The sequence below is a fragment of the Mucilaginibacter sp. RCC_168 genome, from assembly GCF_041355315.1.
Taxonomy (GTDB): Bacteria; Bacteroidota; Bacteroidia; order Sphingobacteriales; family Sphingobacteriaceae; genus Mucilaginibacter.
In genome coordinates this window covers 220,231-237,356 of the sequence record NZ_JBFUPN010000005.1, presented here as the reverse complement: position 1 = coordinate 237,356, position 17,126 = coordinate 220,231, and the positions used below count along the sequence as shown (strand labels likewise).

General features: G+C 45.4%; 10 protein-coding genes. 4 read left to right on the top strand and 6 right to left on the bottom strand.

Annotation, left to right across the window (positions count from 1 at the left end; all coding sequences use genetic code 11):
- The first annotated feature begins 453 nt into the window (after positions 1–453).
- From AB6735_RS06315 to AB6735_RS06300, 4 genes are all read left to right on the top strand, one after another.
- A complete protein-coding gene (locus AB6735_RS06315; RefSeq protein ID WP_370995013.1) occupies positions 454–1,689 on the top strand; it encodes a glycoside hydrolase family 76 protein in 1,236 nt (411 codons plus the stop codon).
- Between the two features lie 464 nt (positions 1,690–2,153).
- Entirely contained in the window at positions 2,154–3,341 is a 1,188-nt protein-coding gene (gene kbl, locus AB6735_RS06310; protein WP_370995012.1) for a glycine C-acetyltransferase, read from the top strand.
- Between the two features lie 681 nt (positions 3,342–4,022).
- Positions 4,023–5,303 carry a glycoside hydrolase family 71/99-like protein gene (locus tag AB6735_RS06305; protein WP_370995011.1) on the top strand — a complete coding sequence of 427 codons (1,281 nt, stop codon included), beginning with the start codon at positions 4,023–4,025 and terminating at the stop codon, positions 5,301–5,303.
- Positions 5,304–5,448: 145 nt separating this feature from the next.
- On the top strand, positions 5,449–7,713 hold the full coding sequence (locus tag AB6735_RS06300) for a glycoside hydrolase family 3 N-terminal domain-containing protein (protein WP_370995010.1): 2,265 nt from the start codon (positions 5,449–5,451) through the stop codon (positions 7,711–7,713).
- Between the two features lie 395 nt (positions 7,714–8,108).
- On the opposite strand, the gene AB6735_RS06295 is transcribed toward AB6735_RS06300, so the two are convergent.
- The 6 genes from AB6735_RS06295 to AB6735_RS06270 form a co-directional block, all read right to left on the bottom strand.
- On the bottom strand, positions 8,109–9,410 hold the full coding sequence (locus AB6735_RS06295; RefSeq protein ID WP_370995009.1) for a glycoside hydrolase family 71/99-like protein: 1,302 nt from the start codon (positions 9,408–9,410) through the stop codon (positions 8,109–8,111).
- A 46-nt stretch (positions 9,411–9,456) separates the two neighbouring features.
- The gene (locus AB6735_RS06290) at positions 9,457–10,452 is read right to left on the bottom strand and encodes a family 43 glycosylhydrolase (protein WP_370995008.1); all 996 of its coding nucleotides are present in this window, start codon (positions 10,450–10,452) and stop codon (positions 9,457–9,459) included.
- Positions 10,453–10,541: 89 nt separating this feature from the next.
- Positions 10,542–11,183: a hypothetical protein gene (locus AB6735_RS06285; RefSeq protein WP_370995007.1), complete on the bottom strand. Its 642-nt coding sequence runs from the start codon at positions 11,181–11,183 to the stop codon at positions 10,542–10,544.
- A gap of 21 nt (positions 11,184–11,204) precedes the next feature.
- Positions 11,205–11,909 (bottom strand): DUF3823 domain-containing protein, encoded by a 705-nt coding sequence (locus AB6735_RS06280; protein ID WP_370995006.1) that lies wholly within the window; start codon positions 11,907–11,909, stop codon positions 11,205–11,207.
- Positions 11,910–11,926: 17 nt separating this feature from the next.
- Entirely contained in the window at positions 11,927–13,744 is a 1,818-nt protein-coding gene (locus AB6735_RS06275; protein WP_370995004.1) for a RagB/SusD family nutrient uptake outer membrane protein, read from the bottom strand.
- A gap of 60 nt (positions 13,745–13,804) precedes the next feature.
- Complete coding sequence (locus AB6735_RS06270; protein WP_370995003.1) at positions 13,805–16,945, bottom strand: SusC/RagA family TonB-linked outer membrane protein; 3,141 nt, start codon at positions 16,943–16,945, stop codon at positions 13,805–13,807.
- Positions 16,946–17,126 lie beyond the last annotated feature (181 nt).

Sequence of the window (17,126 nt, the reverse complement as noted above, 5' to 3'; positions counted from 1 at the left end):
TTAATTATCTTAAAAGGCATTAATGAGCTCCCTCCGGTCGGTTGTCCACGCTACGCTCGTATGACGTCCTGTTTTTACCGCCCTTAGCACAAGTCTTGTGTTGTGGCCAGTGGGCTGCTGACTTGTGTTCTGTCGGCGGTCACAAGTCAGCCTTTACGCAGGGGCCACTACACAAGACTTGCGCCAAATAATGAAAATAAAATCCCCTCTATGCGCGAAGCGGAGAGAGGGGTGACGAGCGTAGCGATGTCGGGGTGAGTCGAATCGGCGCCAACATGGTTATTCTGAATGAAATTGATCATCGGTAACCCAATGCAACTTTCATACGTATTAACTCAACCCTAAGTCGTAACAATCTGTCCTTCTTTATTTGAGAATGCCAGATCATTGCCCCCTCTTTTTTGCCGATCTGAACGAGCATTAAACCACCAATAACCATTTATCTACTACATTATGAAAAGAAGAATCAACAACCGTTATTTTAAACTTTATCTACAAGAAGTGAGCTTATTGCTGCACCACAGCAAACAGCTGGCTGTAATTTTAAGCATATCAACCAGTATTGTTCTCACCAGCTGTAAAAAAGGACAGGTGTCTGGTACGGGTAATGATAAAGCAAATCCTGCTAGTACCCATATTGGCCTGACTGCGGCACCCTTTCCCACCAAGAGCGAGGCATTAGTAGCCATGCAGGTTTACAATAATCATTTTTATAATCAATACGGTACTTATGGGCCCTCTTACAAAGCCTACTATTGGAAAGATGATAGTCATGCCGGGCGCATGGATTTCTGGACACAACAGGAAGCCATCGAGATGCTGATAGATGCTCACAACCTAAACCCAAGTACAGATTTTTTGAATAAGATCCAATATTTGTACAATGGTGTTCGTGATGGCTACGGTACCCTATGGTCAAATAATATCTATAATGATGATGTGGTTTGGGGATCATTAATGTGTATAAGGGCTTATCACCTCACCAATGATGGCGGTCAGCTCGACATGGCCAAAAACAACTTTAACATGATGTGGAACCGGGCCTGGGACACTTCGGTGTTAGGTGGTGGATTGTGGTGGAATACCAATAACAACACCAAAAATACCTGTGTAAATGCACCGGCGGTCATCTGCGCCATGTTGCTATATCAGGCCACCGGCGATAGCTCTTATAAAACAAAGGCCAAACAAATTATGGATTGGATGGTGGCACGCCTGTACGATGCCAATACCGGCGAAGTTAAAGGCGCTATTATTCCTAACGGGACGATCACTGAGGGTGCACTTTCCTACACACAGGGAACTTTCATTGGCGCCTGCGATCTGCTGCGTTCTGAATATCCATCGGTTGATTACCTGGGGATAGGTAAAAAAGCGATGGACTATGCCATGGCCAGTTTATGTAATTCGGCTGGTGGCATATTGAAAGACGAAGACGGCAATGGAGATACGCAGGGCATGAAAAGCATTTTTGCCCGCTGGGCCTGTCAGTTTGTACAGCATACCGGAACGGCCGGTACCTACGGTGCATGGCTTGATCTGAATGCAGGACAAGCCTGGTCTATCCGTAACTCCTCCGGACTCATGTGGAACATCTGGGGCACCCGCACTTCAGATACGCAGGTACTCAATGCGTTTCAAACTACCTGCGGTGTTGCTATGATGAACAACGCGTATCTGTACCATTAAAAACTAAGCTTGCTCGTTTGGTAAACTAAAAAGGTCCGGGCTAGTAGTTCCGGACTTTTTATTTTCCAGTTCCCTCCCCACGGGAGGGGGGCGGATGGATGGTGTTGTGGCAGGGAGGGGTTTATACACCCGGCATAAACTTGTAATTGTGTATAAATCCCTTTTTGGTGCAAGTCTTGTGTGGTTGCCGGTGGGTTGATGACTTGTGCTCTGTAGAAGGTCACAAGTCAGCCTTTACACACATAACCGATCACACAAGACTTGTGCCAGTAGGAAGAAGCGGAGAGAGGGGTGACGAGCGAAGCGATGTCGGGGTGAGTCGAATCGGCGTTTGATGACATTAAATATGGAAGTAAAAGATCGATGTCCGATATCCAAAATTCAGTTATTCGATATTATTTCTTCTTTCAGTTCCCTCCCCACGGAGGAATGTTTAATTTTGCCCTCTCTAAAACAGTACAGATATGTATAATACACTAAAACCGGTTTTACAGCAGGAGCTTGCCGACATTGAAAATGCAGGGTTATATAAAAAAGAACGCGTGATCACATCGGCACAGGGTGCTGATATTACCGTTCAGGGTGGTCAGGAGGTAATTAACTTTTGTGCCAATAATTACCTTGGCCTGTCGGGCAATCCTAAAGTGGTACAGGCGGCAAAAAACGTGATGGATACCCACGGCTATGGCTTATCATCCGTACGTTTTATTTGCGGTACACAGGATATCCACAAACAGCTGGAAGCTAAAATATCGGAGTTTTTAGGTACCGAAGATACTATATTATACGCCGCGGCATTTGATGCTAATGGCGGTGTTTTTGAACCCCTGTTTAATGAACAGGATGCCATTATATCCGACGAGCTGAACCATGCCTCTATCATCGACGGTGTGCGTTTGTGCAAGGCCCAGCGCCAGCGTTACAAACATGATGACATGGCCGACCTGGAAGAGAAACTGAAAGCGACCAAAGATCTGCGTCACCGCATCATCGTGACCGATGGCGCCTTCAGTATGGACGGAACGATTGCCCAGCTGGATAAAATTTGCGCCCTTGCCGAACAATACAACGCCCTGGTGATGATTGACGAGAGCCACTGCTCGGGTTTTATGGGCAAAACTGGCCGCGGTACCCATGAGCACCACAATGTAATGGGCCAGGTAGATATTATTACCGGCACTTTAGGCAAAGCCCTGGGTGGTGCGTCGGGTGGTTTTACTTCAGGCCGTAAAGAAATTATTGATATGCTGCGCCAGCGCTCACGCCCATACTTGTTCTCGAATACGCTGGCACCTGCCATTACCGGCGCTTCCATAGCGGTGCTGGATATGCTGAGCGAAACTACCGCCCTGCGCGACAAGCTAGAAAGCAATACCCAATATTTCCGCCAAAAAATGACAGAAGCCGGTTTTGACATTAAACCCGGAGTGCATCCCATTGTACCGGTAATGCTGTATGATGCCAAGCTGGCCCAGGAGTTCGCAGCCAAAATGCTGGATGAAGGTATATACGTAATTGGTTTTTACTACCCGGTAGTACCACAGGGCAAAGCCCGCATCAGGGTACAAATATCAGCCGCCCATGATACCCACCACCTGGACAAGGCCATTTCCGCGTTTGCCAAAGTGGGTAAGGAACTGGGGGTGATTTAGCCCCTAACCCCCTAAAGGGGGAATGATATGCAGCAAAGTATAGCATTCTGCCTGCGGTGGAAATAGAAAAAAATTAATAAAGACGTCATTGCGAGGTACGAAGCAATCTCTATGCTATACAGGGCGTCCCTGCTAATTGGGGATTGCTTCGTACCTCGCAATGACGTGTGGAGCTAAACTTTTCAAATCCCCTCTTTCCGCCGCAGGCGAAGAGAGGGGGGGCCAGCGAAGCGCAGATTGGGTGAGTCGTTTCTGCGCCTTGCGATTTTTATTACTCATGAAAAATTCCTATATTGTATAAAACCAACAGCCCGGCTTCCCGAAAACAGGAAACCGGGCTGTTGGTTTAAAGAGAAATAAGCTCCAAAAATAGACTGTTTTTAATTAGTTAATTGGCTCCTAATTATTTAATACTTTTTAAAGTTTTAAAAACTGCTCAAAACCGGATTGAAATTTGTTAAAAAGTGTTAAAATCGATGGTTTTGAACTGATTTTTGGATGTTTTTAGCCCACTTTTAGGCAGAAAAGTGTTAAAATTTAAGGTTTAAAAAGTTTTTTCTGGGGGTGCATCAAAACGCCGGATCATTTATTTGTTAAACCATTTTTTCAATTAATGATTTTTTAAGAATTAATTAAGCGCCGATCACAAATTTGGGTTTTATAACCTTTTATAATAAACCCATGTTTAATTCTTTCAAATCTCAATTCATATTACTGGCGTGGCTGCTGACCACCGGTACCCTGGTTTACGGCCAAAGCAGGCATAGTAAAACCTCGGGATTTACCAGTTATAAAGGCCTGGTGATGGCCGGCTACCAGGGCTGGTTCAATGCCCCCGATGATGGCGGCGGCCGTGGTTGGAATCATTACACCTCGCACGGAAAATTTGAGCCCGGCTACACCAATATTGACATCTGGCCCGATGTGAGCGAGTATAAAAAAACCTATAAAACGCCCTTTAAGCACGCCGACAGCAGCTATGCCTATCTATATAGCTCGCACGATGCATCCTCAACCGAAACCCATTTTAAATGGATGCAGCAATACGGTATCGATGGGGTATTTGTACAGCGTTTTATAGGCGATGTGCAAAGAGGGCGCGGCAAGGTGCATAATGATGTAGTGCTGGGTAATGTGCTTAAATATGCTCAAAAATATAACAGGGCTGTATCGGTAATGTATGATCTTTCGGGTATGCAGGCGGGCGGTGATTCCCTGGTGATCAAAGACTGGAAGCACCTGGTTGATAGTCTGAAATTAACCAACCGGGGTAACAAGCAAACCTACCTGTACCATAATGGTAAACCGCTGGTAGCTGTGTGGGGTATTGGCTTTAACGATCATCGCCGCTACGGTTTAACGGAGGCCGAAAAGATCATTGATTTTTTAAAGAACGACCCGGTTTATGGCGGCTGCTCTGTGCTGCTGGGTGTGCCAACCTACTGGCGCGATTTTGGGAATGATACCGAAAAAGACCCGCATCTGCACGATGTGCTGCGCAAGGCCGATATTTTACATCCCTGGTTCGTGGGCCGGTATAACGAGACATCGTACCCGCAATTCAAACACCGTATTGCCGAGGATATAGCCTGGTGCAAAACCAACCATCTGGATTATGTACCCGTGATTTTCCCGGGTTTTAGCTGGCATAATATGAACCCGCGCAGTCCGCAAAACCAGATCCCGCGTAACCGGGGGCAGTTTTACTGGAAACAAATCACCGGGGCCATATCCAGCGGCGCCGAAATGCTGTACGTAGCCATGTTTGATGAAGTTGATGAAGGCACGGCTATACTTAAAGCATCCAAAAATCCACCGGTAGGTTTGAGCAATTTTGTGAAGTACGAGGATGATATCCCCAATGATTATTACCTGTATTTAACCGGCTATGCAGGCAAAATGCTGCGGAAGCAGATACCGTTCCAGGATAGTATACCACCGCCTAACAGCAAAAAACGATAAAAAAACTGAAGGTATTCATCCTTATGACCTGCTGTTAATGTTTTATTAATACGTTATTATTTGCGGCGCATAGCTTAGCTCCTGGTTGGCAATTCACTCGGATTGTCGATATACAAAATATTTAAACCTGATAACCGTACATTTTATGAAGAAAAAGTATGCCGGTGCGCTGGCTATTTTAATAACGGCGTTTTGCTCTTTTAAGGCGCCTAAACCACTTGTTAAATATCCCTATCAAAATGCCGCTTTACCTGTTGAAAAGCGGGTAGTCGATCTGCTAAGCCGCATGACAGTTGCCGAAAAAATAAGGCAGCTGGATATGTACAGCGGTCATGAAGTGGCTAATATGAAAGGCCATGAATCGGTTTCGTACTCAGACAGTGCCCGCATCAGTATAGGCACTGAAGGCATTGGTTCTGTACATGATCTTTATCCTTTAACCAGCGATATCAGCAATCAGATACAACGCTATGCTGTTGAGCATACCCGGCTGGGAATCCCGGTGTTATTTATTGAAGAGGGCCTGCATGGTTACTCGGGCTTTGGGAGTACTACTTTTCCTATTCCTTTGGCATTGGCCGGGGCCTGGGATACTACCCTGGTGCACCAGGCAGGGCATATCATTGCTACCGAAATGCGTGCGCATGGAGTTGCCATGGTATTAGGGCCTGTGCTTTGCCTGCCGCGCGACCCGCGCTGGGGCCGTGTGGAAGAAACTTACGGAGAAGATCCTTATCTGGCAGCAGCCAACGGTGTTGCCATGGTAAAGGGCTTACAGGGCAACAAAGTAAGTGATCCCGATGCTGTACTGGCGGAACCCAAGCATTTTGCCGTGCATGGCATACCCGAGGCGGGCAGCAATACAGCACCGGTAAATATGGGTGAACGGGAGGTGCGCTCGTCATTTTTATATGTGTTTGAAAAAGCTGTTAAAGAGGGCGGCGCCCTGGGAATGATGGCTGCTTATAGCGAGCTTGATGGCATTCCCTGTGTGGATAATAAATGGTTATTGAAAGAGGTGCTGCGTAAGGAGTGGGGATTTAAGGGCTTTGTGCTGTCTGATCTGGGGGCTATCAAAATGTCGATGGTTAATCACAAAGTAGCAGCCAATACCGCTGATGCAATGGCGCAAACGCTTACTGCCGGGCTGGATATGCAGTTTTATGATTTTCCGCATGCGGAACTGATGAGCGCCATCAAAAAAGCATTGGCTACCAAACAACTGAGCATGAGCGAGCTTGACCGGGCCGTTGGCGATGTGCTTCGGGTTAAATTTATGCTGGGTTTGTTTGATCATCCTTATGTTGGTGAAAGCCTGATTAAAAAAGTGTTTCATACCGAAGCGAGCCAGGCTGTGGCCCTCAAAGCTGCTCAGGAAGGTATCAGCCTGTTGAAAAACGATAATGCCTTGCTACCGCTTAATTCTAATATACATTCCGTGGCGGTAATTGGTCCGCTGGCGGCCAGTACTTACCTGGGCGGTTACGCCAATAACGATGGTAAAGGCGTAGCTATACTGGAAGCCCTGAAGCAGAAAGCCGGCAGTGATATGAAAATTGAGTATGAAGCTGGTTATTCTACCAAGGATACCTCAGCAGTAAAGCAAAGTGAAGAATTACAAAAGGCTGTCGACCTGGTGAACAACTCCAATGTAGCCGTGGTTGTATTGGGCGAAGATATTGGTGAAGTTGGCGAAGGAAAAGATAGATCAAATCTTGATCTTAACGCCAGGCAAACCCGCTTGATAGAGGCCCTTCAAAAAACCGGTAAACCTATTGCTGTGGTGCTTTTTAATGGGCGACCGTTGTGCATCAACTTTGTGGCTAAAAAAATACCGGCCATTGTAGAGTCATGGTTCCTGGGCGAAGCCGGGGGATCGGCCATTGCCGATGTACTGCTTGGAAAAATCAATCCATCAGGTAAATTACCAATGACCTTCCCGCGGTCGACCGGGCAGATACCTTATTATTATAACCATAAACCTACCTCAAGGCACGTATATGTAGATCAGGATACTTTGGCCTTGTTCTCCTTTGGGCATGGTTTGAGCTATACCACATTCGCGTATTCAGACTTAAATGTTAGCCAGAAAAGTATACCGGTTAATGGTTCGGTGAATATCAATGTCACTGTAAAGAATACCGGGAAGGTAGCGGGTACAGAAGTGGTGCAATTGTATATCCGGGATGTAATTTCAAGCGTTACCACGCCAGTAAAATCATTAAAAGGCTTCAGTCGCATCAGCCTGAAACCGGGCGAAAGCGGCAAGGTTCAGTTTAAATTAAGTACAGAAGAATTAAAAGTTTGGAACCGCCAGATGAAACATATTGTGGAGCCCGGCGAGTTTAAGATTATGATAGGCTCATCGTCCGAAGATATCAGGCTGCGGGACAGCTTTTGGGTAAAATAGGCTTATTGATGTGCAGATTTCAGATGTGTAGATCGGTTGAAAAATATTCTGGAGTAAGTTGTTAGATATGCGGATTTCAGATATGCAGATGATTTGAAAAATATTCTGGAGTAAGTTGTTAGATGTGCGGATGTGCAAATTTCAGATGTGCAGATGAGTTGAAAAGTATTCTGGAGTAAGTAAATATATCCGGGATTTAGTTGATGTTACCAGTATTATGGTGACGGGTATGCCCGGGGTGAGAGCCGGGCATATTTTGTTTGGATGTTGGGAGACGCAAATATGCGTCTCTACATGGTTGCTTTTGTAGAGACACATATTTGTGTCTCCCTTTATATACAACAAAGCCCAGCTGTATTAACAGCAGGGGCTCTTATTGAAAGGTTAATATGAGCTTAAGGCTTAGGTACAGTCGGCCTTACCGTGGTCAAAGCTATCTGTCCTTTGAACATTTTAGCGCCGTCACCGGTTAGTCTCAGGTAATAATCGGAAGAGCAGGGCGTGCCATCTTCATCCAATGATTTAAAACCTGATCCTGCGGGTACAAAAGCCTGGCTTTCGGCAGTCTTGGCAATTTGGTTACTTTCATTATATTCATCAAACATGGAAATGTAAATACCCTGTGCGCCGGCCCTTTTCATATTGTAAAACTGTCGCCACATGAAATCGCCGTGGGCCCGTTGTTGCGCGCTTAAATCGCCGGGTAAAACACAAGGCTGGTAATCAATGCCGTTAGTCTTGCAATAAGCCTCGTCAGGTACATTAATGGTATTGTAAAAATTGTCTGATTCAATAACATTGCTGATACGGCCCACCATCCAGGGAGACAACATATCAAATGCCTTGTAAGTAGCCAGGAAGCCAGGGCGGGAGTCGCTTTCCTCTTTACGCCAATGCGTTGGTACACCGCCAATAACATAGCAGCCTTTGCTCTTAAACCAGTTAATCACAGCCAGGCAGGATGCAGCTGAGAAATTATGATTATCATCATTAAAGCCAAAGCCCCAGATACACACCACGGGCTTGCCATTTTGTTTGGCATAAGCTGGCGAGGATGTATAGACCGACATTTTATTGGTCCAATCGGTCTCCATTTCTGTAGCCATATTTGTCCAGCCGCTTACATCGTACATAATGTAAAATTTAACGTCATTTTTTTCGGCAGCGGTTTTTACTTTGGCCGCCATGGCATCACGTACAGGGCCTTCTAAACCGCTGGGGTTAAAACGTTGCAAGGCTGCTCCGTCGATGCCGTAATCTTTCATCCATTTAAACTGTACATCCACAGTTTGATCGGTATAGGACGAAAATACACGCGCTTCGCTGCCATTGTTTAAATTAGCAAAGTCGGTTTTAAACGTGGTTGTGTAATCATGCACATCGGGCCAGGCATATATGGCCTTATTGGTTGGTGAAGGTGGTTTGGCCCAATCGTTCGACCAATGCCAGAACATGTTGATGGGCGATCCATCACCTATCGCGGCAAACCAGCCCTGGTAACCCACCACAACTTTACCCACCACATCACCAACAGGCGAGGGAGTAACGTCAACAGGGGTAGTTGGCGGAGGAATCACTACCGGAGGTGGCGGAGTGCTGTTATCGGTTGTTTTTTTAGAGCAGCTGCTCATGGAGCAAGTGCTGATTGCGGCCAATAAGACTATTAAACTTAAAGTGCCGGATTTATGCTTTCTCATCATTTGGGGTTTAATTGGGGTAGAATGATAGGGTTGGATTAACAGGTTACTTTTTTATGCCTTCGGTCGGGATCACTTTTTTTATAGTACCAACGGCGTTATAATAAAGCTTATCTACACAAACAGATCTTTCCCAGTCCTGGTGCGAGATAGCGCTGGTATGGTAAAACGAATACCACTGGCCTTTGTATTGAACAATGGAACCATGATTGGTATAACTATCGGTCGGGTCCATATAAATGCCCTGTGATTTCCATGGGCCGAGCGGACTGTTACTGGTGGCATAACGCATTTGGTTGTGCTTACCAGCTACGTCGTGGTTGTCTGAGTAGGACAGATAATAAATACCGTTGCGTTTATGTACCCAGCTGGCTTCATGAAAATCTTCCAGCCCTTCCATCGGTTTCATTTCGCCTTCTATCTCCATCATGTTGCTTTTTAGCTTACCCCCTTCGCATTTGCCGCCGCCGCCGTAGTAAAAGTACGCCTGGCCGTCATCGTCAACAAAAACGCAGGGATCTATCATAGATTTTAAACCCTTGATATAACCTTGCACGGTAAAGCCGCTTGCCGGACTTTTGCTGGTGGCTACACCAATTTTCCAGCTGTCGTTCCATTTAGAATCGCTGGGATGGGGGAAATAGAAGTAATAAGTTCCGTTTTTATAAGCACAATCCGGAGCCCACATAAATCCACCTTCGGGTCTGCCCCAGGATATCTGGCTGGCACGCAATATTTCGCCATGGTCTTTCCAGTGTACCATATCGTCGGTCGAAAAAACATGGTACTGATCCATCAGATCGCAGCCACGTGATGGCGAAATATCATGCGAAGCATAAACATACAAACGGCCATCTTTCCAGACATGGGCAGATGGATCAGCCGTATACATTGATCTGATGAAGGGGTTACCTAAAGCGGTATCGGCTTTGTTTTGGGCTAAAACCGGTGTTACGGATAACACACCTAAACCAATGGCCCACACCAATGATCGGAGTCTGCTTTTTCGCGTTGAGTTATTTATTATATTCTTTATAATCATGGTTATACAGGTTCTTTTTTTAGAAGACAGGAAGATTTTTTCTTCCTGTCTTACTTAGTTTAAAAATTAAGGTATAGGTTGTTTTAAGTTTATTTTTTTGCCTGGAACCGCAAGTAATCTATACCAGTAACCAATTCCGGGTGATCTTTACTGGTGGTAGAAAAGAAGATACGGAAGTGGTTGATGGCAGAATAATCGGCCCCACCATCGCCTGTTTTAATAGATTTATTAAAGTCGAGCACTACATCGTTCCAGCCGCTTTTTAAGGTAGCAGCTAATGGTGCTACATCCCAGGCCGACTCATGATCGTCAGATTTGCCTGAACTGGTAATCTCAATAGAGCCATCTTTGATAATAGTAGGATCTGATATAAAGAACCAAAATCTGAACTGGCCATTAGCCTCGGTCAGTTTGGTATCAACCGGTGTCGATGTATCCTTGATGAACTGCATGAAGTCTGAACCATTGGCAATGGAATTTTTGATATAGCCTGCACCCTCTTTTTGGCCCGTTGTTGTAATGTTAACGCTGCCTACAGTTTGCCATCCATCAGCTTTATCGGTATTGTCAAATACCACTAATGATGGGTCTGGAGGAGGTACTGTTGTTGTGTCAACGGGAGGCGGTTTAAGACCTGACGTATCCCGCGAGGTATATTTTTCTTTTTTACAACCGGCAATTAGGCCTATGATAAGGATGGAGCATACCATCGTTGTTTTTATGAATTTCATTTCCTGTTTGTTTAGGTTAAATTATTTAGGAACATCTATCTGCACTATTTCCGAAAAATTGGAGCTGTTGAAGCTGTCGCTCAGGCGAACCCCTACCCGTACAAAAAATGTACGACCAGGCAACATATTGGGTACGGTTAAGGTTATCGATTTTTCGGCATCGCTCAGATCAGTAAAGTTTTTGTTGATGGTTACTGCGTTTACATCTGAAAAGTCCCTGATAGAAGCCCCTGCACCCACCAGCTTGGTGGTGTTAACGTAAGGCTGCGTATCCTTAATAGTTGGCATACCCGCAGCAATAGGCGCGGTAATATCATACTTGATGGTTAAGGTTGTACCACTTAAGCTGGTAGTCAAGTTTTTGATAACGATATAAGGGGTAACCGTAAAATCATGCTTGGTGCCTTTATCAATATTTACCACTATAGTATCGGTTACCGGCCAGAAAGCGCCATTGGTGGGTACCACTTTATAGGCGCTTTTAAACAGCTTGGTGTCTTCAAACGTACCATCAAATTTACTGGGGATGGTTTGCGGGGTTGTCCAGCCGATCTGCTGCAGTTTGATCTGGGTACTGCCGCCCGATGTTTGTAGGTTACCGCCTGCGGATGAAAGTATATTGCCCTGAAATGAGGCGTTAGGCCCATCATAGTTATCTGTTTTTGTACAGGCAGAGATGGTAAGAATAGCCGCGACCACTAAAAAATTGCTGATTAGCTTTTTCATATTTAAATTTTTAATGCTTAATAGTTAGGATTATTAGGAAGCAGGTTGGGGTTTTTGCCAATCTCGCCGCCGGGGATCCCTTCATAATAAAATTGTTTCTGGAAGGTGTATTCGCGGTTAAACAGCTCGGGTTCGGCCAGGAAAATGTATTTGTTTTCGTTGAAAACATAATAGGGCATCAGGCCTTTAAAGTGCGTGCGGTCAAGCACCACATCGGCAGTACGCCATCTTTTCAGGTCCCAGTAGTATTGGTTTTCGAAAGCAAGTTCCATACGGCGCTCGTTACGCACCTTAGTCAGGTCGATTGATGAATAAAGTGTAGCGCCAGCGCGTGTCCGGAGTTGGTTTATGGAGCTTAGCGCATCAGAAGCATTGCCTAATTCTATGGCGGCTTCTGCGCGGTTCAACAATATTTCGCCATAGCGCAGGTCAATCCAGGGTTGTTCGCTTCTGTTAAGGTCAACCGCTGCTTGTGGTTTATTGTAATCCACATACTTACGCACATAAAAGCCGGTGCGGGTTAACTCATCACCGCCGGTCCAGGGGCCGGTAAAGCCAATTATCTGTCTGCCCTGGTAAAGGGTTTTAGTATCGCCTGCAAGTACGTATGAGCGAGAGTTGGGCTGCTTGGCCACTTCTGCCGCAGCTGTTCCGCTAAAAGATGGATATATACCTCTTTGCATATCAAAGGTAAGTCCTCTTAAGGTAGCACCCGGGAAATAAACAGTAGCTATTAAACGGGGTTCGAGCCCTTGCATCAGGTCGGCACGATTGGTGAAACGTTTGGGTGTACCATCGTCATTGGTTACCGGGAGGCCTCCCCAAAGTTGTACCAGATCAAGGGTTGGATATGAACGGGATAGCGCGTTTGCGGTCATATAACGGGGCGACATGGTTGCATCCCAGCTATGAGCGGTATGGTTGGCAATAGAGTACTGTTTGATGAAGATATTCTCCGGGCTCCCGCTTTTCAGGAAGAGGTCAACATAGTTCTGTACTTTGTCTGAATTGGCATTATAAAGCGAATAGTGACCTTCTAATGCTTTGGCGGCATCATAGGCAGCCTGAAAATATTTGTTTGCCTGATCCGCCGGTATCCCAACCAATCCAGCTGCACGGGCGGGGCCATCAACAAAATTTACAGAACCGTATTTGGCAATGCACGCAGCATAAAGCATCGCCCTTGATTTTAGGGCGATCGCCGCATATTTGTTAGCCCTGCCTGCATCGCTGGCTTCGGGCATCATCTGGAAGCCCAGATCAAGTTCCGACCCAATAAAATCCCAGGTTTCCTGTTCCTTATTACGATGTACCTGGAGGGTTGATAATGGCGCCGCGGGATCCTGTGGTTCCTTGATAAGCGGCACCCCTCCATAACGTTTAGCGAGGCCAAAATAATAGTAGGCCCTTAAAAAATGAGCCTCACCTAAAAGCGCGTTTACCGTTGGCTGAGTTAAGGTAGCAACGTGTTTGGGTAGTTCCGCTATCAGGATGTTTACATTCCGGATATCGCCATAGGGCCAGTACCCGAAACCGCCGGCAATGTCTACACCGCTCCAGGGTCCAACTTCTTCGCCTGTTACCCCTGCTGTGTTATAAAAATTCTCCCAATCATTACCTCCGGTTTTAAATCCCTGATCTGGCCGGTATTTGAAATCCTCGATAGGTAAATTTTGATATATGGTCGCTAAAAACGACTTAACACCTGCTTCACTGCTATATATTACATCGGGCGTAAATATATTGGTTGGCGGGATATTCAACTTCTGACAGGAAGTTACCGATGCCCCAACGGTGATAGAGAAGGCTATGATTAATTTGTTTATACTTTTCATGTGTCAATGGTTATTCGTTAATAATTTGCTTTTAAAGGCACTCATGAGGTGCTTCGCAGTTTAAAAGGAAACGTTAGCACCCAGATTAAAGGTCCTGTTCATGGGGTAGGTATATCCTCCCAGGGCTACACCAAAATCTCCATTGTCTCTTGGGTTTGGCCCCTGGTGCTCCGGATCGTAGTTCTTTAAGCCGGTAAAGGTTAACAGGTTATAGCTGTTTACGTATACCCTGAGTTTCTTAACACCAATACTCTTTAAAAGAGTTGGAGATAGCGAATACCCAAATTCCAATGATTTTACACGCAGGTAACTGGCGTTTTGTATCGCCTTTGTCCCCTGGGCATCTGGCGAGCCCATTGCCGGATAAAATCCCGGAACCCACACGGTATTGGGGTCAAAAACATTGGCGTATGGATCTGCCGTATGCCAGCTGTTGAGGAAACGGGTAAGGGCGCTTCGGCCATACATGAGTGGTGATGCAAATTGCTCACCGTATTGAACATAAACACCGGCAGCACCCTGTAAAAGCATATTCATATCAAAGCCTTTATAACTCAAGCCTATAGTAAGACCATAGTTATACAGCGGGATATCAGTGGTTGCAATCGGGTGACTGTCTTTATCATCTATCACCCCATCATTGTTCCAGTCTTTGTAATAATAATCACCCGGAACAACGTTATTATTGCCTCCGCCGGTGTTTACACCATAATTGTATATCTGGTTATAGTTGGTGAATTGTCCGGCATATTCAGGACCCCACCAAACATTCTGGTATCTGTTGGTTTGGTTTTCTTTCCAGTTTAAGTACTCGTTGCCCGATTTACCGCGAAGAACATTTAATGCTTTTAAACGGGTGGTGCCTATGTTACCGGCGAGGTTTAAACCAACCTGACCAAATGTGGTACGGTACGCCAGGTTAAAGTCGAGACCCTGTACCCGGTCGCTGTTATAATTGATCTGTGGCACAGCCGCGCCTACTGTCCCTGGTAAGGCTACAGAAGGTTGAGCTGGTAATCCGGTCCTGTCGTTTCTGAATACCTCAATGGTGCCATCTATCTTACCGCCAAACAGGCTGAAATCCATCGCGATGTTTTTGATGGTATTCACTGACCAGGTTAAGCCGGGGTTGCCTAATTTAGGTGCGGAGCCGTTTACAGCGCTGGGGCCGAAGATATAGGTGTTTACCGGGTAAGTGTATCCATTAATATAATTGAATGCAGGTGCATTAGCCTCGTCGCCGGTTTGGCCGTAAGAGGCTCTCAGCTTTAAATTGGTCAGGATATGTTCAGGAATCAGATTCCGGAAGAAGTTTTCCCTGGTTAAAACCCAGCCTACTGATCCGCCCGGGAAAAATCCCCATTGGTCTGACCCTGGCTGATACAGATTATTACCATCGCGGCGAAAGCTGAACTCGGCCAGGTACTTGCCTTTGTAATCATAATTAAAGCGGCCTATAATACTTTTATGTGCCCGGTCCTGCAACGCGCCGGCATCCATGCCGCCAGACATATTGGAGTTTTGCAAACCTCCAAACAAATAATCAACAGGGACCTCGATATCGCGGTAAGCATTAAAGTTATCGGCAGTTTCATGGCTTTGCTCATAAGTAGCCATAGCTGTTACATGGTGATCTGTAAAAAAGGTACGGGTATAGTTTAGTGTTACCTGGGCCAGGGTATTAAAGTGCGTATAATATGCCCGGGTTATACCCGCCGGTGAATTAACTACACTGGGTATATAGGTATCATTGGCAGCGCTGTAAGTATATAAAGAAAATGAACGTTTAATCTGGTTATTGTCGGCAGTGCCATAATCTATGTTGAATAGAGCTTTGGCGCTTAAGCCCTCTATGCCAGGTATATCATAAGTTAAATTTAACTGGCTGGTAATGTTTTTGTTCCTGAACCGTTTTGAACCCACTTTATCGGCATCGGTAATGATGGATGGGTTCATATTATCATCCATTACTGCGGGGTATAAGGGATTATCATTGGCATATATCTGGTGTGTGGGTATCTGGTTCCAGGTATATTTGTAAACAGTCCATTCATCGGTATAAGGCTGGTTTTTTTCATCCATCCAGGCCGATGTTAACACCTGGGCTTTTAATCCTTTGGTGATGCTGGCAGTAACGTTTGAGCGAAAGTTATACTTGTTATAATTCAGATCGCCCGTTTTAAAAACACCGTCTTGTTTTTGATACCCAAAATTGAAGAAGTAGCTTATTTTATCGCTTCCGCCATCAATATTTAAATTGTGCTGTATCTGGTTGGCCGTTTTCTTGAAAACCAGGCTTGACCAGTCGGCCGATTTGCGTGTACCGTTTAAATACGGCTGGATATCGGCATAAGAAAATTGCGGCGTAACATTGGATATAAAATTATTAGCAAAATCGCGCTTAACTTTTTCATTGGTCAGCATCATGTAATCCACCGCACCAACTCCTTCGGGCATGCCCAAGAATGTTTGTATCGCGTCGTTAACAGAATAGTTAATATTGATCTTTCCGTTTTTCGAACCTTTTTTAGTAGTGATTAAAATAGCGCCACCGGCCGCCCGCATACCATATATAGATGCTGCCGCATCTTTCAGCACAGAAATACTCTCAATTTCGTTAGGATCCATTCTGCCTATAGTTGATTGGTCGCCTCCAATGATACCATCAATTACAATTAATGGCACGGTTTGATAACCCCTGATATTTAAATTGTTGGCATATGAACCAGGCTCTGCGGTTTTTTGAACAATGCGTACACCGGGAATCTTACCGGTTAACATATTGATCACACTCTCGTTTTTAGTTGTGACGATCTCTTTGCTTTGCAGTGTAGCTATGGAGCCGGTTATGGTAGCCCTTTTCTGTACACCGTAGCCCACAACCACTACCTCATCAAGACTCTTACTGGTGGTTTTTAAAGCTATAGTGCCGCCTTTAATATCTTTAACCGCCAGTTCTTGTGTTACATAACCCAGAAATGATAGCTGTAAAATGGCATCGGTGCTGGAAACGTTAAGCTGGAATTTTCCGCCCACATCGGTAATAACGCCTATGGTTGTCCCTTTGATTTTTACACTCACCCCCGGAAGTGCCGACCCATCGGTTAAGTCAATTACTTTTCCGCTGATGGGAGTCTGCTGGGCTAACAAACTAAGCGGGAAAAGAAAAAATAGAATAAGTGAGTATTTAAGTTTTTTCATACTGTTTCTCGTTAATGATTAAGTTTAAATTATTGGGTTACCTGGTTAAGGTAGTAGGTATAATGCGGCGGCATACCTACGGCGGGTATGGTTGATAGTGATTCATGGCTATATTGGTTAATGAGGTACACTAACTCGTTGCCGGTGGGTAGGCTAAAGCAGTGTGCAACTGGTTTATAAT

Coding starts and splice junctions, on each gene's coding strand:
- AB6735_RS06305 (WP_370995011.1), top strand. CDS start 4,023: ATGTTTAATTCTTTCAAATCTCAATTCATATTACTGGCGTGGCTGCTG.
- AB6735_RS06270 (WP_370995003.1), bottom strand. CDS start 16,945: ATGAAAAAACTTAAATACTCACTTATTCTATTTTTTCTTTTCCCGCTT.
- AB6735_RS06275 (WP_370995004.1), bottom strand. CDS start 13,744: ATGAAAAGTATAAACAAATTAATCATAGCCTTCTCTATCACCGTTGGG.
- AB6735_RS06290 (WP_370995008.1), bottom strand. CDS start 10,452: ATGATTATAAAGAATATAATAAATAACTCAACGCGAAAAAGCAGACTC.
- AB6735_RS06300 (WP_370995010.1), top strand. CDS start 5,449: ATGAAGAAAAAGTATGCCGGTGCGCTGGCTATTTTAATAACGGCGTTT.
- AB6735_RS06315 (WP_370995013.1), top strand. CDS start 454: ATGAAAAGAAGAATCAACAACCGTTATTTTAAACTTTATCTACAAGAA.
- kbl (WP_370995012.1), top strand. CDS start 2,154: ATGTATAATACACTAAAACCGGTTTTACAGCAGGAGCTTGCCGACATT.
- AB6735_RS06285 (WP_370995007.1), bottom strand. CDS start 11,183: ATGAAATTCATAAAAACAACGATGGTATGCTCCATCCTTATCATAGGC.
- AB6735_RS06280 (WP_370995006.1), bottom strand. CDS start 11,909: ATGAAAAAGCTAATCAGCAATTTTTTAGTGGTCGCGGCTATTCTTACC.
- AB6735_RS06295 (WP_370995009.1), bottom strand. CDS start 9,410: ATGAGAAAGCATAAATCCGGCACTTTAAGTTTAATAGTCTTATTGGCC.